A 21,269-nucleotide genomic window follows, 5' to 3' on the forward strand; every position below is an offset into this window, starting at 1 on the left:
TGGACACTTCGCGGTCGGGTTTTCCCTACCCCACCCGCCCACTCACCCCGCCCACCGTCCCGCCCACCGTCCCGCCCACCCGCCGGGGCGGGGGTACGGCGAAGGGGCGCGGCCTCGGAAGGTCGCGCCCCTTCGGCTCGGGCCCGGGACCGGGCAGGGCCGGTCAGGCGGTCTCGGTGCCGCCGAAGCGCTCGCGGTAGGACTGGAGGTCCTCCTCGGCGATGCGCGCGAAGAGCACCGGCGGCACGGTGAACGGCGTACCGGCCGGGACCGCGTCCAGGGACTTGGCCTGCTCCGGGCTGATCCACGTCGTCGTGTCGTCGGCCAGCGCGAACGAGGAGCGCATGGTGCGCGCCGAGGCCGGGATGAAGGGTTCCGAGACCACCGAGTAGAGGTGGATCAGGTTCATGGCGGTGCGCAGGGTCAGCGCCGCGCCGTCCAGGTCGGTCTTGACCTCCAGCCAGGGCGCCTTCTCGTCGAGGTAGGCGTTGCCGGCCGACCACAGGGCGCGCAGCGCGGCCGCGGCCTTGCGGTACTGGAGGGAGTCCATGTGGCCCTCGTACTCGGCCAGCAGCTCGGCGATCTGCTCGCCCAGCTTGGCCTCGGCCTCGCCGGCCGGGCTGCCCGCCGGGACCTCGTCGCCGAACTTCTTGCGGGAGAAGGTCAGCACGCGGTTGACGAAGTTGCCGAGGGTGCCGCCCAGGTCCTTGTTGACCGTGGTGGTGAAGTGCTCCCACGTGAAGGAGGAGTCGTCGGACTCGGGCGCGTTGGCGATGAGGAAGTAGCGCCAGAAGTCGGCGGGGAGGGTCTCCAGCGCCTGGTCGGTGAAGACGCCGCGCTTCTGCGAGGTGGAGAACTTGCCGCCGTAGTACGTCAGCCAGTTGAAGGCCTTGACGTAGTCGACCTTCTTCCACGGCTCGCGGGTGCCGATCTCGGTGGCCGGGAACATCACCGTGTGGAACGGGACGTTGTCCTTGGCCATGAACTGCGTGTAGCGCACGTCCTCGGCCTCGTACCACCACGACTTGTAGTCGCGGTTCGCCGGGTCGGCGTCCGCCCACTCCTTGGTGGCGGCGATGTACTCGATCGGGGCGTCGAACCAGACGTAGAAGACCTTGCCGTCGGCGGCCAGTTCGGGCCAGGTGTCGGCCGGTACCGGCACGCCCCAGTCCAGGTCGCGGGTGATGGCGCGGTCGTGCAGGCCCTCGGTCAGCCACTTGCGGGCGATGGAGGAGGCCAGCTGCGGCCACTCCTCCTCGTGCTCGGCCACCCAGGCCTCGACCTCGACCTGGAGCTTGGACTGGAGGAGGAAGAGGTGCTTGGTCTCGCGGACCTCCAGCTCGGTGGAGCCGGAGATCGCCGAGCGGGGCTCGATCAGGTCCGTGGGGTCCAGGACGCGGGTGCAGTTCTCGCACTGGTCGCCGCGGGCCTTGTCGTAACCGCAGTGCGGGCAGGTGCCCTCGACGTAGCGGTCCGGCAGGAAGCGGCCGTCGACCGGCGAGTACACCTGTCGGATCGCGCGCTCCTCGATGAACCCGTTCGCCTGGAGCTGCCGCGCGAAGTGCTGGGTGATCTCCCGGTTCTGCGCCGAGGAGCTGCGGCCGAAGTGGTCGAAGGACAGCTCGAAGCCGTCGTAGACCGCCTTCTGGGCGTCGTGGGCCTGCGCGCAGAACTCGGCGACCGAGAGGCCGGCCTCCTTCGCGGCGAGCTCGGCGGGGGTGCCGTGCTCGTCGGTGGCGCAGATGTACAGGACCTCGTGGCCGCGCTGGCGGAGGTACCGGGAGTACACATCCGCCGGAAGCATCGACCCGACCATGTTGCCCAGGTGCTTGATCCCGTTGATGTAGGGAAGCGCGCTGGTGATCAGGTGTCGAGCCATCCTCGGATGCTCCATTTCATATATGCGGTGACAACGTGACGTGACGGATTGTGATGCGGTTCATCGTATCGAACCGCCGAAAGGCCACGTGCCGCATTTTCGGGGGGTGGACGTCGGTGGGCGTAACGCAAAAGCGAGGGTGGTGACCTCTGCGTCACGGCCCTCGCAATGGGCCCATGTTACAGCCGGAGCGGATCACCGCGGACACCGGTCCGGCGGGCGTACGCCGGTGCACGGCGGCCCCGCTTGGCCCCGGCATATGCGTACACACCGACTGGGCACACGGGTGGTCGAAGTCGGTCATCCGTCGATCATCACCGAACGTAATCCCTCGACGTCGTTCTTCTGCGCTCCCGGGGTGCGCCCGCACTGCCAGGCTGTCCGCGCACAGGGGACGAGGTGAGGTGGAACGGTGAGCGATGGCGGACCAGAGGAGTCCGGCGGGGCGGTGGGACTGCCACTGCCCAGCCGGCGGCGGCGGCCGACGCCCATGAGCCAGTGGGACCCGACGGCACGCCTGTCGTACTGGGCCTTCCACGCGAACCGGCGGCCTTCGTACATGCGTTTCGCTTACCTGCAGCTGGGTTCCGACGCGGCGGCCGAGGACGCGGTGGACGCCACCTTCGACTCGATCATGAACGAGTGGTTACGCATGCTCCACATGGACCGGCTCGACGCCTACGCCTGGACCATCCTCAAGCAGCGCCTGGTCGACCGCCAGCAGCGGCGCGGCGCCTGGGCGCCCGAGCCCACCGCCCCCGAACCCATGGACATCAGCGCCTTCGAGGCCGCCCTCAAGGAGGCCCGCGCCGATCAGCAGTGCGAGGTGCTGACCGACACGATCCGCTTCTACTGCGCCGTCTCCCGGCTCGCCGAGCGCCAGCGCGACGCCGTGCTGCTGCGCTACGGGCTCCAGTGCACCCCCGGGGAAGCGGCCTCGGTGATGGGCGTCGACGAGGCCACCGTCCGCTCGCAGCTCGGCCAGGCCCACCGGCGGCTCGCGCGCATGCTCGACGCCTCCGCCGAACCGGCCGGCCCGGCGGGCCGCGCCCACTCGGCCGGCCCGGCCGAATCACCCGAGTCATGAGGCGCCGCGAGGGCAAGGAGGAACGCGGCGGCGAGGCCGGCCGCCGTTCCCTGGCCGAGTTCCTGACCCGGGCCGGCGTCCGCGACCGCTACCCGCACTACGACCTGGGCGCCGCCGAGGCCCGCCTGCTGCGCGCCTCCCGGGGACGGTCCGCCGCGTCCCCCTCCCGGCGCCGGGCCGCGTACGGGTGGAGCGATCCCGCGCGGGACTGCCCGCTCGACTCCGAACGCGCCCGGCGCGACCTCAAGGCCCTCTGTCTGGCCACCGTCTGCGCCCCGAAGGCGGAGGCACAGCTCACCGCCTTCACCGAGCCGGAGGGCGGGCACGCGGATCTGGCCGGGGCCGTGGTCTTCGGCTGCCTGCTGCACCTGGCCGGGCTGCGCGAGGGCGCCCGCTTCTGGTGGCAGTTCGCCGCCGGTTCGGGCCGGGCGCGGACCGCTTCGGCCGCGTACTGCCTCTTCCTCGACCACTCCCGGCGCGGGGAGCACCACGACGCCCGGTTCTGGGCGCGCGAACTGGGCCGCCGGGGCTACCGGCCGAGCGGCCGGCGGGACCTGCGCGAGGTGCGCCTGTGCGCGCAGGCGACCGTGCTGCGCTACGTCGACCAGCTCGACGACGCCGACCTGGGCCCGGTGCCGCTGCCCAGGCCCGGGCTGCCTTCGGTGCTGGCCGCGTTCCGCCCGACGCCGCCGGCCGCGGCGGAGCCGGAACCGTCCGCGGCGCGGCGGCGCGCGGCGTCGGGGTCGGGATCGGGATCGGGGTCGGGGTCGGGGTCGGGGTCGGGTGTGCTGCGGCCCCCGGGCACGGGCGAGGCCATGGCGCAGGCGCGGCGCGCGCTGGCCGTCGTACGGGTCCTGGAACGGCATCCGCTGGGGGTGCGGGCCGCCCAGCTGCGGCGGGAGTCCGGCCTGGCCGAGGCGGAGCTGCGGCCGCTGCTGGCGATGCTGTGCGAGGAGGAGTACGCGTACCGGCCCGGCGCGGGCGTCTACGCGCGCGGGCCCGCCCTCGACCGGCTCGCCGCGCCCGGCGGCGGGGGGCTGGCGGGCCAGCTCCAGCGCACCCTGGCCCTCGCCCGGGACAGCGCGGGCGCGGCGGTGTACCTGAGCCGGTACGCCGAGGGGGAGGTCAGGATCACGCAGATGGCGGACGGGCCGGGAGCGCCGCCGGTGCGGGAGTGGGTGGACTTCAAGGCGGCCGCGCACGCCAGCGCGGTCGGCAAGTGCCTGCTGACGCAGCTCGACGCGGACCGGCGCCGCGACCACGTCGCGCGGTACCGGCCGGCCCGGCTCACCCCCCGGACGATCACCGACAGCCGGGCCCTGTTCAGCGCCCTCGACGCGGTGGCTCCGGGGGCGCCGGTCTTCGACCTGCGCGAGTACTCCCCCGGCGTGGTCTGTTCGGCGGTCCCGATCGCGACCGGGGACGCCGCCGGAAGCCTCGCGCTGTCGCTGCCCGCGACGCACGCCCACCGGCTGCACGAGGCGACCGAGGCCCTGCGCCGCAAGGCGGTCCCGGTGCTCTTGGCGCTGCTGCTGTCGGGGGCGATCCCGCCGGACGCCCCGGCCGCGCCGAACGCGCCGAACGCCGACGCCGCGACCCCGCCGCGGCCCTCCGGGGTCGCCCCGGAGACCCTGCGCCACCTGCGCATGCTGTTCCGCACCCCGCTGACCCGTTCGACCGCTTCGCCGGCCGACCCCCACCTGGTCAGTGACACGGCATCGGAGGCGGCGTACTTCTTCGGCCCCCTCCCCGAGTCCGAGGAGCCCCGCCTGTCCCTCCCGGTCACCTTCGCCCCGCTGAGCCGGGGCACCCTCCCCACGGCGGAGGGTCTGGTGGTTCTGAGCACCTGAGCCCCTGAGCGCCGGGGCCCCGAGCGCCGCCGCGCCTGACCGCCCCGCCCGGACCGCCCGCGCGGCGGTCAGGCGGGCCGGGTCAGGCGGTCCGCGCCGGAGAGGATCGCGGAGGCCAGGGCCTCCGCCGCCGCAGAGCCGCGCCCGCCGCGCAGCAGCGCGAACTCCACCGACCCGAGCTCCGGCAGCCCCGGAACCCGGACCAGCCCCGGCGGGACGAGCCCCCGGGTGTGGGCCATTACGCCGAGCCCGGCCCGGGCCGCCGCGACCAGCCCGCTCAGGCTGCCGCTCGTACAGGCGATCCGCCAGCCCCGCCCGTCCCGCTCCAGCACCTCCAGCGCCCGGGCCCGGGTGATCCCCGGTGGCGGGAAGACGATCAGCGGGACGGGCCGCTCCGGATCCACCCGCAGCCCCTCCGCCCCGATCCACACCATCCGGTCCCGCCACACCAGCCGGCCCCGCTCGTCCCCCGGTCCGCGCCGCTTGGCCAGGACGAGGTCGAGCCGACCCGCATCGAGCCGTTCGTGCAGGGTTCCGGACAGCTCGACCGAAAGCTCCAGGTCCACCTCGGGGTGTTCGTGGCGGAAGCCCTCCAGGATCTCCGGCAGCCGGGTCAGCACGAAGTCCTCCGAGGCCCCGAACCGCAGCAGCCCGCGCAGGCGCGTCCCGGTGAAATAGGCCGCCGCCCGCTCGTGGGCCTCCAGGATGGTCCGGGCGAAGCCCAGCAGTGCCTCCCCGTCCTGCGTCAGCTCCACGCTGTGCGTGTCCCGCAGGAAGAGCGGCCGGCCCGTCGCATCCTCCAGCCTCCGTACCTGCTGGCTGACCGTCGACTGCCGCACGCCCAGGCGTCCCGCGGCCTGCGTGAAGCTGAGCGTCTGGGCCACGGTGAGGAACGTGCGCAGCTGGACCGGGTCGTACATGGCTCCCATGGCTCCATGCTGCCATCGTCATCACGGAACGAGATGACAGTCAGTGCGGTGTGCGGGTTTCCCGATCACCGTCCCACCCGTGACGATGAGAGGGCCCCAGCCGCGCCGCCCACCGACCGGAGAGTCCCCCGTACATGCGCCGCCCGCAGATACCCGCCCGGCCGCCCCTGGACCCGTGGATCCTGGCCCTGCTCGGCGCCGTAGGCCTCGCCGCCCTGCTACCGGCCCGCGGCCCGGCCGCCTCCATCGCCGACGGCGCGGCCACCGGGGCCGTGGCCCTGCTCTTCTTCCTCTACGGCGCCCGGCTCTCCACTCGCGAAACGCTCGACGGCCTGCGCCACTGGCGACTCCACCTCACCGTGCTGGCCTGCACGTTCGCGCTCTTCCCGCTGCTCGGCCTGGCTGCCCGCGGCCTCGTCCCCACCCTCCTGACGCCCCCGCTCTACAGCGGACTGCTCTTCCTCTGCCTGGTCCCCTCGACCATCCAGTCCTCGATCGCCTTCACCTCGATCGCCCGCGGCAACGTGCCCGCCGCGATCTGCGCGGGCTCCTTCTCCAGCCTCGCCGGGATCGTCCTCACCCCGCTGCTCGCCGCCGGCCTGCTGGGCGGCGGCGCGGGCGGGTTCTCCCTCGACTCACTCCTCAAGATCGTCCTCCAGCTGCTGCTGCCGTTCCTGCTGGGGCAGGTGCTGCGCCGCTGGGTCGGCGGCTTCCTGGTCCGGAACAAGAGGGTCCTCGGGTACGTGGACCGCGGCTCGATCCTGCTCGTCGTGTACACCGCCTTCGGCGCGGGCATGGTCGCCGGGGTCTGGCACCAGGTCAGCGCCGCGCGGCTGGGCGCGCTGATGGCGGTGGAGGCCGTACTGCTGGCCGTCATGCTGCTGGTCAGCTGGTACGGGGCGAAGCGGCTCGGGTTCGGCCGGGCGGACCGGATCGCGATCCAGTTCGCGGGGTCGAAGAAGAGCCTCGCGGCCGGACTGCCCATGGCCAGCGTGCTGTTCGGGGCCCAGGCGAGCCTCGCGGTGCTGCCGCTGATGCTGTTCCACCAGATGCAGCTGATGGTGTGCGCGGTGCTGGCGCGCCGCCGGGCCCGGGACTCCGGTCCGCAGGCGGACGCCGAACTGCCCGCCGGGCATGTGGCGGAGGTCTCGTCGGCGCTCCAACACCCCGCGCCGCAGGGCCGGTAACGTGCGGCGGTGACCTGGATACGCCCGCTCGCCGCCCATGCCGAACGCCCCTGCACCCTGGTGGTCTGCCGGGGCTGCTGCTGCGGCGACCCGCGCAAGAACCCTGGCTCTGACCACGCCGGCCAGCTGGCCCGGCTGCGGGAGGCCGCGGCGGCGTCGCAGGGCCGCCTGGCCGTCCGTACGAGCGACTGCCTCGGGCCGTGCGCGCAGGCCAATGTGATCGTGGTGCAGCCCACCACCGAGGCGCGCCGCCGGGGCGCCCGCGCGGCCTGGTTCGGCTGGGCCCTGGACGACACGGCGACCGACGAGGTCATCGCGTGGGCGCAGTCCGGCGGACCGGGCGTCACGCCGGTCCCGGCGACCCTGGACCTCCACCGCATCGACCCGCCGAAGCCCGAGGCCGAGACCAGGTCCGGGGCGCGGACCAAGGGCCGCACGCGCCGGAGCCGCTGACCCGCGGCAGGCGGCAGGCGGCAGGCGGCAGGCGGCCCACGGACCGCTACAGCGTGATCCGGTCCTCTCCCGCGTAGATGTTCATGTTCGGCCCGCGCAGGAAGCCGACCAGCGTCAGGTCCGACTCCAGGGCCAGGTCCACGGCCAGCGAGGACGGGGCCGAGACGGCGGCCAGGACGGGTATGCCCGCCATCACCGCCTTCTGCGCCAGCTCGAACGAGGCGCGGCCCGACACCAGCAGGACCGCGCCCGCCAGGGGCAGGCGCCCCGCCTGGAGCGCCCGGCCGACGATCTTGTCCACGGCGTTGTGCCGGCCGACGTCCTCCCGTACGTCCAGCAGCTGGCCCTCCGGCGAGAACAGCCCTGCCGCGTGCAGCCCGCCGGTGCTGTCGAACACCTTCTGCGCCGCGCGGAGCCGGTCGGGCAGTTCGCCCAGGAGCCGCGCCGGAATCCGCAGGGTGTCCTCGGCGGCGCTCCGCCGGACCGGGAAGCGGGTCGCCGTGCGCACCGCGTCGAGGCTGGCCTTTCCGCAGAGGCCGCAGGAGGAGGTGGTGTAGACGTTGCGTTCGAGGGTGATGTCGGGCACCGGGACCCCGGGGGCGAGCTGCACGTTGACCACGTTGTAGGTGTTGGAGCCGTCCTCGCCGGCCCCCTCGCAGTAGGTCACCGCCCGTACGTCCGCCGCGGAGCCGAGTACGCCCTCACTCACCAGGAAGCCCACGGCCAGCGCGAAATCGTCGCCGGGGGTGCGCATCGTGATGGCCAGCGGCTTGCCGTTCAGCCGTATCTCCAGCGGCTCCTCGGCGACCAGTGTGTCGGGGCGGACCCCGGCCTTCCCGTTCCGCACCCGGATGACACGACGGCGCTCGGTGACCCGTCCCATGGTGATCAGCCCGCCCGTTCTGTCTGTCCTCGTCGCGCACTCGTTCGTGCGGCTGACGAGCCCATTCTCGCGGATCGGCGCCGTGCGGCGCTCCCGGCAGGAAGATCCTCCGGAATCTCCAAATTAAGGGGCGGTAATCCTGTCGGGTCACGTGCACCCGTACCCATCGGTAGCAGGTCAAGCTGGGTGATCCTGACATCCGCACCAAGGGGGACCCCGCCCATGACCGGTTCACGCGTGGTGGCGCTAGGGCACTACCAGCCCGCAAAAGTGATCACCAACGAGGACCTCGCGGCGATGGTCGACACCAACGACGAGTGGATCCGCTCCCGGGTCGGCATCAAGACCCGGCACATGGCGGGCCCCGACGAACCGGTGGACGAGCTGGCCTTCCACGCCGCGGGCAAGGCCCTGGCCGGCGCCGGGCTGACCCCCGACGACATCGACCTCGTCCTGGTGGCCACCTCCACCGCGATCGACCGTTCGCCCAACATGGCCGCCCGTGTCGCGGCCAAGCTGGGCATGGGCGGCAGCCCCGCCGTCATGGACCTCAACGTCGTCTGTTCGGGCTTCACCCACGCCCTCGCCACCGCCGACCACGCGATCCGGGCCGGCTCGGCCACCCGCGCCCTGGTCATCGGCGCCGACAAGATGACCGAGATCACCGACTGGACCGACCGGACCACCTGCGTGCTGACCGGCGACGGTGCGGGCGCGGCCGTGGTCGAGGCCTGCGAGGATCCGGGCATCGGTCCGGTCCTGTGGGGTTCGGTCCCGGAGATGGGCCACGCGGTCCGCATCGAGGGCTCCCCGCCGGTCTTCGCCCAGGAGGGCCAGTCCGTCTACCGCTGGACCACCAGCCAGCTCCCGGCGCTCGCCCGCAAGGTGTGCGAGAAGGCCGGGATCACCCCCGAGGAGCTGGCCGCCGTCGTCCTGCACCAGGCGAACCTGCGGATCATCGAGCCGCTCGCCGCCAGGATCGGCGCCGTGAACGCGGTCGTCGCCCGCGATGTGGTGGACTCCGGCAACACCTCGGCCGCGAGCATCCCGATGGCGCTGTCGAAGCTGGTCCAGCGCGGGGAGATCCCCACCGGGGCCCCGGTCCTCCTCTTCGGCTTCGGCGGCAACCTCTCGTACGCGGGCCAGGTCATCCGCTGCCCGTAGCCTCGGCCGGGCGGCCCGGGGTCCAGCGGACCTCGGCGCCGGGCGTCCCGAGCAGCATGGGCGGGAAGGCGTAGTAGTAGTAGTACGCGAGCATCGCCAGCTTGAAACGCTTCTCCGGGGCGGTCTCGGCGAAGACCTCCTCGGCCCGGCCCTCGTCGCGCACGCAGTACGTCCACCACAGCGCCGACGCAACGGCCGGCGCGAGGAAGGCGCCGCCGGCGATGCCCGGGGACAGCGGCAGCGTGCCGTGCCGATGCCGATCGCGATGACGGACTCGCCGGAGACGATCATCAGCAGCACTCTGCGCACGGTCCGGTCGGGCGGGGCGCCACTGGTTGGTCAGATGCGCGTGGCCGCCGTACGTCCAGAACAGCACGGTGAAGATCACCACCACCTGGCCCGCGCCCCGGAGGTCTCCTCGGGGACGTACGACCTGAGGTGTACGCGGATCCCGCCCGGCGGAAGGACGCGCGGCCGCCGGGCGGGGCCGCAGGATGAAGGCACGCCGTCAGCCGCCGAGGGAAGCGAAAGCCCCATGATCCGCAGGTCCGTCATCCTGACCGTCGCCGCAGTCGTCTCGGCCGTGGGGCTCGCGGTCGTCGTCGCCCTCCCGGCCGCGGCCGACCGGTACGGGAACCGCCACCAGGAGTCGGACGCGTACGCGACGGGAGCGGAGGCGAAGTCGGCCCGGGCCTCGGTGCCGCGCTGGCTGGCGGACGAGGCGGAGTCGGTGCGGTACGCGATGCGGACGACCGGCGGCGACCGCCTGCTGAAGGCGACCCTGCCGGACGAGCGGCTCCCGGACGCGTGCACGACCGGGCCGCGGCCGCAGGAGGAGGAGGTCGCGCTCAAGGAGGACTGGTTCCCCGCGGACGCCCGGGGGAAGGCCACCGCGCGTTGCGGGCTCTACTACGCCTACATGGACGGCACCACCCTCTACGCGTGGCAGCGCAACGACGACTGGCTGAGGGCCGAGCGCGGCGAACCGGCCCGCTGACGGCGAGACGCGAAGTCTCACCGAGACCCCGGGGACATGCGTGCAGGTCAGCGAGCGGCCCGGCCCGAATACCTGGTCGGAGGCACGCCGATCCTTTGCTATTGTTGTCCTTGTCGCCGCGGGAAACCGGGGCCGACCACCTGGTCCGGGTGGCGGAATGGCAGACGCGCTAGCTTGAGGTGCTAGTGCCCTTTATCGGGCGTGGGGGTTCAAGTCCCCCCTCGGACACCAGCGGGAACCCCACTTCGGTGGGGTTCTTTTGCGTTTCCGGCTCCTGTTCGCGGGGGTGGATCCGGCGGTACGGCATCATGGGCGCACGGGGTCGGAGGGGAAACAACGTGTCGCACGACGGGCCGGGCAGCAGCAGCGTGATCGCCGGGCGGTACCGCCTGGAGAAGCGGTTGGGCCGAGGTGGCATGGGGACCGTCTGGCAGGCCTCCGACGAGCTCCTCGGCCGCCCCGTCGCCGTCAAGGAACTCCACGTCGACGGGGGCACGGAGACCAAGGGCGCCCTGCGGGAGGCCCGGACCGTCGCGAAGGTCCGGCATCCGCACGTGGTGGTGGTGCACGACGTCGTGGAGCACGACGGGCGCCCCCACATCGTCATGGAACTCGTCGAGGGCGGCTCGCTGGCCGACCGGCTCGCCGCCGAGGGGCCGCTGGGCCCCGCCGAGACCGCCCGGACGGGGCTGGCCCTGCTCGGCGCCCTGCGCGCGGCGCATGCCCGCGGGGTACTGCACCGGGACGTCAAGCCGGCCAACGTGCTCCTGGAGGCCGGCACCGGCCGGGTGGTCCTCACCGACTTCGGCATCGCGAGCCTGGCCGGCTCCACCACCGTCAGCGAGACCGGCGCGTTCGTCGGCTCGCCCGAGTACACCTCGCCCGAGCGCATGCGGGGAGCCGCCGCAGGCCCCGAGTCCGACCTGTGGTCGCTCGGCGTCCTGCTGTGCGCGGCGCTCACCGGGAAGTCGCCGTTCCACCGCGATTCGCTCGGCGGGGTCCTGCACGCCGTCGTGTTCGCCGAGTTCCGGGCACCGGCGCAGGCCGGGCCGCTGGCCCCGGTCGTCCGCGGCCTGCTGGAGCGCCTCCCGGAGCGGCGGATGGACGCGGCGGAGGCCGAGCGGCTGCTGTCGGCGTACGTGAGCACCGGTACGGTCCCCGCCGTGGCCGACCGGGCGCCCGGGCCGGATGCGGAGACCGCCTCCGCGACCTCAGCCGCGCCCGGGGACGGCGCGGGCGGACCCGGTGGGACGGTCGCCCACTCCCCGACCGAGCACGTCGCACGGCCGTCCGCGCCGGTGCGCCGGACCCGGCCGGCCCTGCGGGCGGGGCTGATCGCGGCGCTGTGCGCCGCCGCCGTCGCCGGGGCCGTGGCCGTCACCTCACAGTTCGGCGAGCGGTCGGCTCAGGGCTCACGGCAGACGCCGCAGGCCGGCGCGTCCGCATCGAGCCGGGCCACCGCCCCCTCCCCTTCCCCCGCCGACGCCAAGCCCGCCCGTACCCCGTCGCCGGCCGCGCCCGCGGCGGCCAGGCCCGCACCCGCCGGGTACCGGTCGGTGTCCGACGCCGAGGGCTTCAGCCTCGCCGTACCGGACGGCTTCCAGCGCAGCACCGACGACCAGCGCGTCTTCTACGTGTCCCCGGACGGGGCCTTCCGCATCGGCGTCAAGGTGAAGCCCGCGGGGTCCGAGGGGCCGGTCACCGTCATGCGGCTCTCGCACGCGAGCGGACCGGCCACCAACCCGGGCTACCGCGACGGCACGGTCGTACCGACCACCCACAACGGGCTGCCCGCCGCCCTGTGGGAGTTCACCTGGGACGGCTTCACCGCCGCCGAAGGCGCCCGGCACACCTTCGACGTGTGCTGGCAGGAGGACGGGCACCTGTACGACGTCTGGGTGTCCGCGCCCACCAGCCGGCTCGCGCAGGCGCGCAGCCACTTCGACGCCGCGCTGGACTCCTTCGTTCCGGGGAGCTAGCGGGCGTCCGAACAGTCCCGCCTGCCCCGCGGCGCCCGGCACGCGCTCTCGCCGCACCGGGCACGCACGCCGCACCGTCCCGCCCCCGCGCGGGATCGGGGCGGTGTTCGGCGTTTCCGGGGCCGTGGGCCGGGGAGTTTCCCTTCCGCCGGGCCTCCATGCCTCCCTGAGGAGGTCTTGTGGAGGTCTTCGCTCGGTGATCAACCCTCATGAGGTGTGGGGTAGCGTCGCCGCGCTGCGCGGAGAGGAGCGGGGCATGCGCGAGATCACCGTCCCACCAGTCGTTGTTGCGGCGCCCGTCGGCGGGCTCGCCGACGCCGTGTTCCACCATGCCCAGGAGGACCCCGGCCGGGTGGTGCTGGGCCGCAAGACCGACGGGGTCTGGCGGGACGTGACCTCCGGGGAGCTCGCCGCCGAGGTGCTCGCGCTGGCGAAGGGGCTGCTGGCCCAGGGGGTCCGGTTCGGGGAGCGGGTCGCCGTCATGTCCCGGACCCGGTACGAGTGGACCCTGTTCGACTTCGCCCTGTGGGCCATCGGCGCCCAGCCCGTGCCGGTCTACCCGACCTCCTCCGTCGAGCAGGTGCACTGGATCCTCCAGGATTCCGACTGCACCGCCTGCGTCGTCGAGGACGAGGACCAGGCCATGACCGTCGGGTCCGTCATCGAGCGGCTGCCGCACCTGCGGCGGCTGTGGCAGCTCGACGCCGGAGCCGTCGACGCGCTCGTGGCGGACGGCCGCGGGGTCGCCGAGGACCTGGTGCACCGGCACCGGGCGGCGGTGACGCCCGACGCCGTCGCCACGATCATCTACACCTCGGGGACCACCGGGCGCCCCAAGGGGTGCGTGCTCACGCACGGCAACTTCATGTACGAGGCCGACACGATGGTGGCCCGCTGGGAGTCGGTCTTCCAGGCCGGGCCCGGGGAGCAGCCCTCCACCCTGCTGTTCCTGCCGCTCGCCCACGTGTTCGGGCGGATGGTGGAGGTCGCGGCCGTGCGGGCGCGGGTGAAGCTGGGGCACCAGCCGGTGCTGGCGGCGGCCGAGCTGCTGCCGGACCTCGCCGCCTTCCGGCCGACGTTCGTGCTGGGGGTCCCGTACGTCTTCGAGAAGGTCTTCGCGGCGGCCCGCCGCAAGGCGGAGGCGGAGGGCCGCACGGGCCCCTTCGACCGCGCGGTCGAGACGGCCGTGCGGTACGCGGAGGCGCGCGAGCAGAAGGCGTTCGGGACCGGGCCGGGCCCCTCGGCGGGGCTGCGCATGGAGCACCAGCTCTTCGAGAGGCTGGTGTACGGGAAGGTCCGCGAGGCGATGGGCGGCCGGGTGCGGCACGCCATGTCGGGCGGGTCGGCGATGTCGCGCCGCCTGGGGCTGTTCTTCGACGGCGCCGGGATCACGGTGTTCGAGGGCTACGGCCTGACCGAGTCCTGCGCTGCGGCCACCGCGAACCCGCCGGGCGCGACGAAGTACGGCACGGTGGGCCGGCCGATCCCCGGCAGTACGGTGCACATCGCCGAGGACGGGGAGGTGTGGCTGCACGGGAGCCACGTGTTCTCCGGCTACCTGAACGACCCGCGCGCGACGGAGGCGGTGCTGCGCGACGGCTGGCTGGCGACGGGGGACCTGGGGCGCCTCGACGAGGACGGGTACCTCACGATCACCGGGCGCAAGAAGGAGATCCTGGTGACGTCCAACGGCAAGAGCGTCTCCCCGACCGCCCTGGAGGAGCGGGTGCGCTCGCATCCGCTGGTCGCGCAGTGCGTGCTGGTGGGCAACGACCGGCCGTACGTGGCCGCCCTGCTCACGCTGGACATGGAGGGGATCGCGCACTGGCTGTCGATGCGCGGGCGCCCGCAGCTGCCGGCGGCGCACCTGGTCCACGACCCGGATCTGACGGCGGAGGTGCGGCGCGCGGTGGTGGCCGCGAACACGCTGGTCTCGCAGGCCGAGGCGATCCGCACGTTCCGGGTGCTGGCGGAGCAGTTCACGGAGGAACGGGGGCTGCTGACGCCCTCGCTGAAGCTGAAGCGGCGGGCGATCGAGAAGGCGTACGCGCAGGAGGTGGCGGCCCTCTACCAGCCCTGACGGGCCGCTCCGGCAGTATCTGACGCATCGTCATTTGACCATGCCGGTCGTATTGACGAGTCGTCAGGTCGCCCACAGAATGCGGGGATTCCGACCGGAGGGGATCCCACACATGCTGCGACCGATCCGCACCCTGGCCGCCGCGGCGGCGGCGCTCGCGCTCGTCTCCGCCTGCAACTCCGCCTCCGACGGCTCCTCCCCCGGCAAGCCCGGCACCGCCGGGAACTCCCGCGGGGTGAGCGCCGACTCGATCAAGGTCGGCGGGATCGTCTCGATGACCTCCGCCGGCGGATACAGCAAGAAGGACACCGATCTCGGCGCGAAGGCCCGGTACATGAGGGCCAACGCCGAGGGCGGGATCAACGGGCGCAAGATCGACTACCTGGGCGCGGAGGACGACGGGCAGGACCCCGCCAAGAACATGGCCGCCGCCCGCAAGCTGGTCCAGCAGGACAAGGTCTTCGCGGTCGCCCCGATGAGCTCCGTCACCTTCTCCGGCGCCGACTTCCTGGAGCAGGAGAAGGTGCCGACCTTCGGCTGGGGCACCCTGCCCTCCTTCTGCGGACCCGAGTACATCTACGGGTTCAACGGCTGCCTGGTCCCCTCCCCCGGCGGCACCCTCAACCAGACCTGGCCCGAGGGGATCGGCCAACTCCTCGGCGGCGCGCAGGGCAAGTCGGTCGCGGTCATCGCCAACGACAGCGACGCCGGGAAGTTCGGCATCCGGACCTTCCGGCAGGGCTTCGCGGCCGCCGGATTCAAGGTCGCCTACGCCAAGCCCTCCGTACCGGCGACGGCGGTGCCCAGCGACTGGTCGGCGTACGTGAAGGAGATCCTGGAGAGCAACGACGGCAAGGCGCCGGACGCCGTGGTCTCGGTCATGCAGACGCCGAACAACATCGGCCTGTTCACTGCCCTCAAGCGCAGCGGCTACCGGGGGCTGCTCTCCGACCCGACCGACTACGATCCCGGGCTCCTCGCCAAGGACGCGACCAAGCAGGCCCTCGACGGGGTGCACGTGCTGCTGCAGTTCCAGCCGTTCGAGTCCTCGGACGCGAAGATGGCCCAGTTCAAGGCCGACATCAAGGCGGCTTCGGGCGGGCAGGACGTCCCCTTGAGCATGCACGCCCTCACCGGGTACATGTCGGCGGACCTGTTCGTCTCCATCGCGCAGAAGGCGGGCAGGGAGCTGACCGTCGAGTCCTTCCAGGCCGCCGCGCAGGGCTTCTCCGACACCGGCACGCTCGTCGGCGACCGCGCGGAGCCCAAGGGGCAGAAGGACAGCTTCGGCTGCGGGGCGCTCGTCCAGCTGCGCGGCGGGGCGTACGAGGTCTCCGTACCCTTCGCGTGCCGTCAGCCCGTCCCCTTCGCGTAGGGGACCCGGCATGGGAGATCTGCTCGTCTTCGTGCTGAGCGGTCTGGTCTCCGGCGCCCTGTACGCACTGCTGGCCACCGGGCTGGTGCTGTCGTACTCGGCGTCCGGGCTGTTCAACTTCGCGCACGGGGCCACCGCCTACCTGTGCGCGCTGACCTTCTACGAGGTGCACTCCGGGCTGGGCTGGCCCGCCGTCCCGGCCGCCCTGCTGGTGGTGTGCGTACTGGCCCCCGGGCTCGGGTGGGGGCTGGACCGGCTGATGTTCCGGCGGCTCGCGCGGGTCGGCGAGACGGCTCAGATCGTGGCCACGATCGGGCTGCTGGTGGCCCTGCCGGCGGCCGGGCTGTGGACCGTCGAGCTGCTGGGGGACGCGGGCGCGCCGGTGAAGCCCGCGGAGAACCAGTTCGGGCTGGCGGGGGTGGGGCCGAGCCCGGCGCACGGCTGGCAGCTGTTCGACGGCGTGGGCGTCGACTCCGATCAGCTGATCACGTGGGTGGTGACGGCCCTGGTGGCGGTGGGGCTGTGGGTGCTGATGCGGCACACGCGGCTGGGCCTGCAGCTGCGGGCGGCCGTCGACAACCGTTCGCTGACCGAGCTGCGCGGGATCAGCGCCGACCGGCTGTCGTCGGTGGCCTGGATGATCTCGTCGGCACTGGCGGGGCTGGCGGGGGTGCTGGCGACGCCGCTGCTGGGGCTGTCGGCGCACGACTTCACCCTGTTCCTGTTCGTGTCGGCCACCGCGGCGGTGATCGGGCGGTTCGCGTCGGTGCCGCTCGCGTTCGCGGGCGGGCTGGGGCTGGGGGTGCTCCAGAACCTGGTGGCCGGATACGCCTCGTTCGCCGAGGGGATCACCGGCTTCCGCACGGCGGTGCCGTTCCTGATCCTGTTCGGCGGGCTGCTCGTACTGGCACGGCGGGGACGGACGGCGGGGACCGCGGCGGGGGACGCGGACGCCGCCGCGCCGGACCATCTGGCGGGGGCCCCTTGGGCGCGGCGGTGGGGGCCGTGGGCGGTGGCCGCCGGGGCGCTGGCCGTGGCGTTCTACACCGTGACCACCCCGTTCTGGAGCGGCCTGCTCGCGCAAGGGCTGGCCCTCGGGCTGGTGTTCATGTCCTTCACGGTGGTGACGGGGCTCGGGGCGATGGTCTCGCTGGCGCAGGGCACCTTCGTGACGGGGGCCGCGCTGGTGGCGGGGCTGCTGATGAGCCGGGGCTGGCCGTTCGTGGCCGCGCTGGCGGTGGGCACGTGCGCAGCGGCGGTGCTGGGGGCGCTGGTCGCACTGCCGGCGCTGCGGCTGGGCGGGCGGACGCTGGCCCTGGCGACGCTGGCCCTGGCGTTCCTGGCGGACCAGGTGCTGTTCCAGATGCGGTGGCTGCGCAACGGGGACTCGGGGTGGTCGGTCCCGCGGCCGGTGTTCGGGCCGGTGGACCTCGGCGACGACCGGGCGCTCGGGGTGGCGCTGGTGGTGCTCGTCGCGGTGTGCGCGGCCGCCCTGAGCGCGCTGCGGAACTCCCCGTCGGGGCGGGCGATGCTGGCCGTACGGTCGGCGCCGGCGGCCGCGCTGGCCTCGGGGGTGTCCGTCCTGCGGACCAAGCTGCTGCTGTTCACGGTGTCGGCGGGGCTGGCGGGGTTCGGGGGCGTGCTGCTCGCCTCGTACAACACCCGGATCACGGCGACGGACTTCACGGCCATGACGGGGCTGGTGTGGCTCGCGGTGGTGGTGGCCGCGGGGGTCCGGCGGCCGCAGTACGCGGTGGTGGCGGGGGTGGTCTTCGCGGTGGCCCCGCGGGTCCTGTCGGACTACGTGACGCAGTCCGCGCACCTGCCGGTGATCCTGTTCGGCCTGGCCGGGCTGGCCCTGGCCAACGATCCGGACGGGTACTGCGCGGCGGTCGCGGTCCGCCTGGCCAAGCGCCGGGCGACGATCGCCGGGCAACGGCCGGACCCCTCGCGGGAGTTCCTCCCCCGTACCCCCGGACCTCGGACGCCGGCCGGGCCGGGTGGAGGGGGGTCCGGCGCCGGGCAGGCCGGTTCGGCCTCGCCGGCGCTCGGGGCGCGGGCCGGGGAGGCGCCCGGGAAACGGCGACCGGGCGGGGTCGGGGAAAGCCCCGCGGAGCCCGCGCGGCCCGCCCTGGAGCTGCGCGACGTCACCGCCGGGTACGACGGCGGGCTCGTCCTGCGCGGGGTCGGTCTCGCCGTCCGCCCGGGGGAGATCCTCGTCGTGCTCGGGCCGAACGGGGCCGGGAAGAGCACCGCCTGCCGGGTCGCCGCCGGATCGGTGGCGGCCACGGGCGGGAGCGTCCTCGTGCACGGGCGGGACATGACCCGCGACGGGCCGGTGCGGCGGGCCCGGAGCGGGGTGCTCCTCGCGCCCGAGGGGCGGGGGGTCTTCCCCGCGCTGACCGTCGAGGAGAACCTCGCGCTGTACCTGCGCGACGCGGACGCGCGGGCCGCCGTCTACCGCCGCTTCCCCCGGCTCGCCGAGCGCCGCGGGGTGGCCGCCGGGTCCCTGTCCGGCGGGGAACAGCAGATGCTGGCCCTCGCTCCGCTGCTCCAGCGCCCGCCCGGGGTGCTGATCGCCGACGAGCCTTCGATGGGGCTGGCACCGCGGGTGGTGGAGGAGGTGTACGCGCTGCTCACCGAGCTCCGCGACGCCGGGACCGCGTTGCTGCTGGTCGAGGAGAAGGCCGCCGGGATCCTCGGGGTCGCCGACACCGTCGCCTACCTCTCACGTGGCCGGGTCACCTGGTGCGGGCCGCGCGCCGAGGTGGAGGCCGACCGGCTCACCGCGGCCTACCTGGGGAGGGCCACATGACGGCGCGCCCGTACGTGCTGGAGTGCTCCGGCATCAGCGTCCGCTTCGGCGGGGTGAAGGCGCTGACCGGGGTGGACCTCGGGGTCCGGGCCGGGGAGGTGTGCGCTCTGATCGGGCCGAACGGGGCCGGGAAGACCACCCTGTTCGACGTGCTGTCCGGGATCCGGCGGCCCGACCGGGGGCGGATGCTGCTCGACGGGGTGGACATCACCCGCCGCTCCCCGGTCTGGCGGGCCCGCCACGGGATGCGCCGGACGTTCCAGCGGCAGCAGTTGTTCGGGCAGCTCAGCGTGGCCGAGAACCTGCTGGTCGCGCAGGAGTGGCGGGGCGGCGGGGGCGGGTTCGCCGCCGACCTCGTGGGGTCCCCGGCGCGCCGCCGCCGGGAGCGGGAGCGGCGCGAGCGCGGCGCGCGGGTGCTCGCCGCCTGCGGGATCGGCGCGCTGGGGACCTCGTACGCGGGCGGGCTGCCGGTCGGTCAGGCCCGCATGGCCGAGCTGGCCCGGGCGGTGGCCGATCCGCCGCGCGTCCTGCTGCTGGACGAGCCCGCGTCGGGATTGTCCGCGCCCGAGCGGGAGCAGCTCGCGGCGGTCGTGCGCCGGCTGGCCGAGGAGGAGGGGTGCGCGGTGCTGCTGGTGGAGCACGACGTGGCCTTCGTCATGGACCTCTGTACGCGGGTGGTGGTCCTGGACCTCGGCGCGGTCCTCGCCGAGGGCGCGCCCGCCGGCATCCGGGCCGATCCGCGCGTCCGGGAGGCCTATCTGGGGGTGTCCTGACGGTGTGTCCGGTCCGGGCGGGCCGCCTTGGCGGGAATACGCTCGCCCGGGGCGGCCGGTTTCCGTCGTTGTTGCCCCGCTGCCGCCCCGTACCCAGGCCCCCGACGAAGGAACCGCACCCGACGTGAACGAAGTCCCCGCCATCCGGCTCAACAACGGCACGCTCATGCCCCAGCTCGGGTACGGCGTCTTCCAGGTCCCGGACTCCGAGGCCGCGCAGGCCGTCGGGACGGCACTGGAGGCGGGGTACCGGAGCATCGACACGGCGGCCGCCTACCGCAACGAGAAGGGCACCGGCCAGGCGATCGCGGCCTCCGGGGTTCCGCGCGAGGAGCTCTTCGTCACCACCAAGCTGTGGAACGACCGCTCCCGGACCTGGCGCCGCGAGGACGTGCTGGGCGCGCTCGACGCCTCCCTCGCCAAGCTGGGCCTGGACCACCTGGACCTGTACCTGATCCACTGGCCCCGCCCGATGCGCGACGACTTCCTCACCATCTGGAAGACCTTCGAGGAAATCGCGGAGAGCGGCCGCGCCCGCGCCGTCGGCGTCTCGAACTTCCGCCCCGCCGACCTGGAACGGCTCGGCGCCGAGAGCCCGCTGGTCCCGGCCGTGAACCAGATCGAGCTGCACCCGCTCTTCCCGCAGTCCGAGCTGCGCGCCGTGCACTCGACGCTGGGGATCGCCACCGAGGCCTGGTCCCCGCTCGGCCAGGGCAAGGAGCTCCTGGTGCTCCCGGCCGTCACCGAGGCCGCCGACCGGCACGGGCGCTCCCCCGCGCAGGTGGTGCTGCGCTGGCACCTCCAGATGGGGAACGTCGTGATCCCGAAGTCGGTGACCCCGTCGCGGATCCGCGAGAACCTCGACGTGTTCGGTTTCGAGCTGGACGCCGCCGACCTCGCCGCGCTGGACGCGCTGGGCCGGGGCGCGTCGGCCGGGCGGATCGGGCCGGACCCGGCCGTCTTCGACGCCTGAGCCGCGGATGAGCCTGCCCGACGGGGTCTACCGGATCCGGAACGTCGCGAGCGGCCTGCTGCTCCAGCTGGAGGGCAGTACCCGGGTGGGGGTGGGCCCGGACGGCCCGCCCGCGCCGCCGGCCGCCCGGCAGTGGCGGATCTCGCCGGTCCACAGCGGCGGCGGGATCGTCCACATCGTCTGCGTCCACAACGAAAGGCGGCTGGACGTCGCGAACGCGTCGACGGAGAGCGGCACCCGGGTCCAGGTCTGGCGGGCCAACGCGTTCGGCGCGCAGGAGTGGATCGTCGAGGAACACCTCGACGATCCCGGCGTGGTGTCCCTCATCGCCTGCATCAGCGGCCTGCCGCTGGAGGCGGACGATGAGGGCCGGGCCCGCCAGTGCGAGGACACCGACTCCCCCGCCCAGTGGTGGCGCCTCGAAGCCTCCGGCGGCTGACCGCCGTCAGCTCGCGCCGTGGGAGGGGGCCAGGGCCTCGACGCGTTCGGCGAGCTCGAAGTCGGCGCCGGTGACGGCGTCGCCGGCGCTGTGCGTGTTCACGGACACCCGCACCGTGTTGTAGCCGAGGGTCAGGTCGGAGTGGTGGTTCAACTCGTCCTGGACGCCTGCGATGTGGGCGACGAGGGCGCTCGCCGCGAAGTGGCTGCCCAGCCGGTAGGTGCGGATGATCCGGTCGTCCTCGAAGGCCCAGCCGGGGAGCTCCCGCAACCGGTCCTCGATCTCCTTCTGCGAAAGCGGCTCGTCTGCCATCGGCATGCTCCTTCACCGTTCGGTCCGGACTCGTTTCCGACGTGGGGTCAAGGCTGCCACAGCGCGGGCCCCTGGAAGGGTTTCGCGCCATAGT

The 21,269-nt window shown here is 73.7% G+C and carries 17 protein-coding genes, 1 tRNA gene and 1 pseudogene; 14 read left to right on the top strand and 5 right to left on the bottom strand.

Going from position 1 to position 21,269, the window contains the following annotated elements; genetic code table 11:
- Positions 1–163 precede the first annotated feature (163 nt).
- Positions 164–1,879, bottom strand: coding sequence for a methionine--tRNA ligase (gene metG, locus AB0M92_RS34945; RefSeq protein ID WP_366106379.1), 1,716 nt, complete (start codon positions 1,877–1,879; stop codon positions 164–166).
- Between the two features lie 559 nt (positions 1,880–2,438).
- Here metG and AB0M92_RS34950 point away from each other — a divergent pair.
- Positions 2,439–2,966: a sigma-70 family RNA polymerase sigma factor gene (locus AB0M92_RS34950; protein ID WP_366106380.1), complete on the top strand. Its 528-nt coding sequence runs from the start codon at positions 2,439–2,441 to the stop codon at positions 2,964–2,966.
- A gap of 815 nt (positions 2,967–3,781) precedes the next feature.
- A pseudogene (locus AB0M92_RS34955) lies at positions 3,782–4,501 on the top strand (IclR family transcriptional regulator C-terminal domain-containing protein); the annotation flags it as partial.
- A gap of 383 nt (positions 4,502–4,884) precedes the next feature.
- Here the strand turns inward: AB0M92_RS34955 and AB0M92_RS34960 are convergent.
- The gene (locus AB0M92_RS34960; RefSeq protein WP_366106405.1) at positions 4,885–5,736 is read right to left on the bottom strand and encodes a LysR substrate-binding domain-containing protein; all 852 of its coding nucleotides are present in this window, start codon (positions 5,734–5,736) and stop codon (positions 4,885–4,887) included.
- Positions 5,737–5,879: 143 nt separating this feature from the next.
- Between AB0M92_RS34960 and AB0M92_RS34965 the strand changes: the two genes are divergently transcribed.
- Together AB0M92_RS34965 and AB0M92_RS34970 are read left to right on the top strand one after the other, a co-directional pair.
- Positions 5,880–6,932: a bile acid:sodium symporter family protein gene (locus AB0M92_RS34965; RefSeq protein WP_366106381.1), complete on the top strand. Its 1,053-nt coding sequence runs from the start codon at positions 5,880–5,882 to the stop codon at positions 6,930–6,932.
- Between the two features lie 9 nt (positions 6,933–6,941).
- Complete coding sequence (locus tag AB0M92_RS34970; protein ID WP_366106382.1) at positions 6,942–7,385, top strand: (2Fe-2S) ferredoxin domain-containing protein; 444 nt, start codon at positions 6,942–6,944, stop codon at positions 7,383–7,385.
- 46 nt (positions 7,386–7,431) lie between these two features.
- Here AB0M92_RS34970 and fdhD read toward each other — a convergent pair whose 3' ends face one another.
- Positions 7,432–8,268, bottom strand: a complete 837-nt coding sequence (fdhD, locus tag AB0M92_RS34975; RefSeq protein ID WP_366106383.1) for a formate dehydrogenase accessory sulfurtransferase FdhD — start codon at positions 8,266–8,268, stop codon at positions 7,432–7,434.
- A 222-nt stretch (positions 8,269–8,490) separates the two neighbouring features.
- On the opposite strand from fdhD, the gene AB0M92_RS34980 reads away from it, so the two are divergent.
- Positions 8,491–9,432 (top strand): beta-ketoacyl-ACP synthase III, encoded by a 942-nt coding sequence (locus AB0M92_RS34980; RefSeq protein ID WP_366106384.1) that lies wholly within the window; start codon positions 8,491–8,493, stop codon positions 9,430–9,432.
- On the opposite strand, the gene AB0M92_RS34985 is transcribed toward AB0M92_RS34980, so the two are convergent.
- Positions 9,416–9,820, bottom strand: coding sequence for a hypothetical protein (locus AB0M92_RS34985; protein WP_366106385.1), 405 nt, complete (start codon positions 9,818–9,820; stop codon positions 9,416–9,418). The genes AB0M92_RS34980 and AB0M92_RS34985 overlap by 17 nt on opposite strands.
- A 147-nt stretch (positions 9,821–9,967) precedes the next feature.
- Here AB0M92_RS34985 and AB0M92_RS34990 point away from each other — a divergent pair, with 147 nt between their 5' ends.
- The 9 genes from AB0M92_RS34990 to AB0M92_RS35030 all read left to right on the top strand — a co-directional run bounded on the left by AB0M92_RS34990 (position 9,968) and on the right by AB0M92_RS35030 (position 20,863).
- The gene (locus tag AB0M92_RS34990) at positions 9,968–10,429 is read left to right on the top strand and encodes a hypothetical protein (RefSeq protein WP_366106386.1); all 462 of its coding nucleotides are present in this window, start codon (positions 9,968–9,970) and stop codon (positions 10,427–10,429) included.
- A 143-nt stretch (positions 10,430–10,572) separates the two neighbouring features.
- Positions 10,573–10,660, top strand: a tRNA-Leu gene (locus AB0M92_RS34995).
- 107 nt (positions 10,661–10,767) lie between these two features.
- Positions 10,768–12,408: a serine/threonine-protein kinase gene (locus tag AB0M92_RS35000; protein ID WP_366106387.1), complete on the top strand. Its 1,641-nt coding sequence runs from the start codon at positions 10,768–10,770 to the stop codon at positions 12,406–12,408.
- Positions 12,409–12,664: 256 nt separating this feature from the next.
- On the top strand, positions 12,665–14,488 hold the full coding sequence (locus AB0M92_RS35005; protein WP_366106388.1) for a long-chain fatty acid--CoA ligase: 1,824 nt from the start codon (positions 12,665–12,667) through the stop codon (positions 14,486–14,488).
- A gap of 112 nt (positions 14,489–14,600) precedes the next feature.
- Positions 14,601–15,863, top strand: coding sequence for an ABC transporter substrate-binding protein (locus AB0M92_RS35010; protein ID WP_366106389.1), 1,263 nt, complete (start codon positions 14,601–14,603; stop codon positions 15,861–15,863).
- A gap of 10 nt (positions 15,864–15,873) precedes the next feature.
- Positions 15,874–18,678: an ATP-binding cassette domain-containing protein gene (locus tag AB0M92_RS35015; RefSeq protein WP_366106390.1), complete on the top strand. Its 2,805-nt coding sequence runs from the start codon at positions 15,874–15,876 to the stop codon at positions 18,676–18,678.
- Complete coding sequence (locus AB0M92_RS35020) at positions 18,675–19,451, top strand: ABC transporter ATP-binding protein (protein WP_366106391.1); 777 nt, start codon at positions 18,675–18,677, stop codon at positions 19,449–19,451. Before AB0M92_RS35015 ends, AB0M92_RS35020 begins: the two co-directional genes overlap by 4 nt.
- Positions 19,452–19,575: 124 nt before the next feature.
- Entirely contained in the window at positions 19,576–20,424 is an 849-nt protein-coding gene (locus AB0M92_RS35025) for an aldo/keto reductase (RefSeq protein WP_366106392.1), read from the top strand.
- A gap of 7 nt (positions 20,425–20,431) precedes the next feature.
- Entirely contained in the window at positions 20,432–20,863 is a 432-nt protein-coding gene (locus tag AB0M92_RS35030; protein WP_366106393.1) for an RICIN domain-containing protein, read from the top strand.
- 6 nt (positions 20,864–20,869) lie between these two features.
- On the opposite strand, the gene AB0M92_RS35035 is transcribed toward AB0M92_RS35030, so the two are convergent.
- Complete coding sequence (locus AB0M92_RS35035) at positions 20,870–21,175, bottom strand: 4a-hydroxytetrahydrobiopterin dehydratase (protein WP_366106394.1); 306 nt, start codon at positions 21,173–21,175, stop codon at positions 20,870–20,872.
- Positions 21,176–21,269: the final 94 nt, after the last annotated feature.

The organism is Streptomyces sp. NPDC051582, assembly GCF_040681715.1.
In the GTDB taxonomy this organism is placed as follows: Bacteria; Actinomycetota; Actinomycetes; order Streptomycetales; family Streptomycetaceae; genus Streptomyces.

Bases quoted from the DNA above. Each gene is read 5' to 3' on its own strand.
- AB0M92_RS35015 (WP_366106390.1), top strand. From the start codon at position 15,874: ATGGGAGATCTGCTCGTCTTCGTGCTGAGCGGTCTGGTCTCCGGCGCC.
- AB0M92_RS34980 (WP_366106384.1), top strand. From the start codon at position 8,491: ATGACCGGTTCACGCGTGGTGGCGCTAGGGCACTACCAGCCCGCAAAA.
- AB0M92_RS34965 (WP_366106381.1), top strand. From the start codon at position 5,880: ATGCGCCGCCCGCAGATACCCGCCCGGCCGCCCCTGGACCCGTGGATC.
- AB0M92_RS35035 (WP_366106394.1), bottom strand. From the start codon at position 21,175: ATGGCAGACGAGCCGCTTTCGCAGAAGGAGATCGAGGACCGGTTGCGG.
- fdhD (WP_366106383.1), bottom strand. From the start codon at position 8,268: ATGGGACGGGTCACCGAGCGCCGTCGTGTCATCCGGGTGCGGAACGGG.
- AB0M92_RS34950 (WP_366106380.1), top strand. From the start codon at position 2,439: ATGCGTTTCGCTTACCTGCAGCTGGGTTCCGACGCGGCGGCCGAGGAC.
- AB0M92_RS34960 (WP_366106405.1), bottom strand. From the start codon at position 5,736: ATGTACGACCCGGTCCAGCTGCGCACGTTCCTCACCGTGGCCCAGACG.
- AB0M92_RS35005 (WP_366106388.1), top strand. From the start codon at position 12,665: ATGCGCGAGATCACCGTCCCACCAGTCGTTGTTGCGGCGCCCGTCGGC.
- metG (WP_366106379.1), bottom strand. From the start codon at position 1,879: ATGGCTCGACACCTGATCACCAGCGCGCTTCCCTACATCAACGGGATC.
- AB0M92_RS35010 (WP_366106389.1), top strand. From the start codon at position 14,601: ATGCTGCGACCGATCCGCACCCTGGCCGCCGCGGCGGCGGCGCTCGCG.
- AB0M92_RS34990 (WP_366106386.1), top strand. From the start codon at position 9,968: ATGATCCGCAGGTCCGTCATCCTGACCGTCGCCGCAGTCGTCTCGGCC.
- AB0M92_RS35030 (WP_366106393.1), top strand. From the start codon at position 20,432: ATGAGCCTGCCCGACGGGGTCTACCGGATCCGGAACGTCGCGAGCGGC.
- AB0M92_RS35020 (WP_366106391.1), top strand. From the start codon at position 18,675: ATGACGGCGCGCCCGTACGTGCTGGAGTGCTCCGGCATCAGCGTCCGC.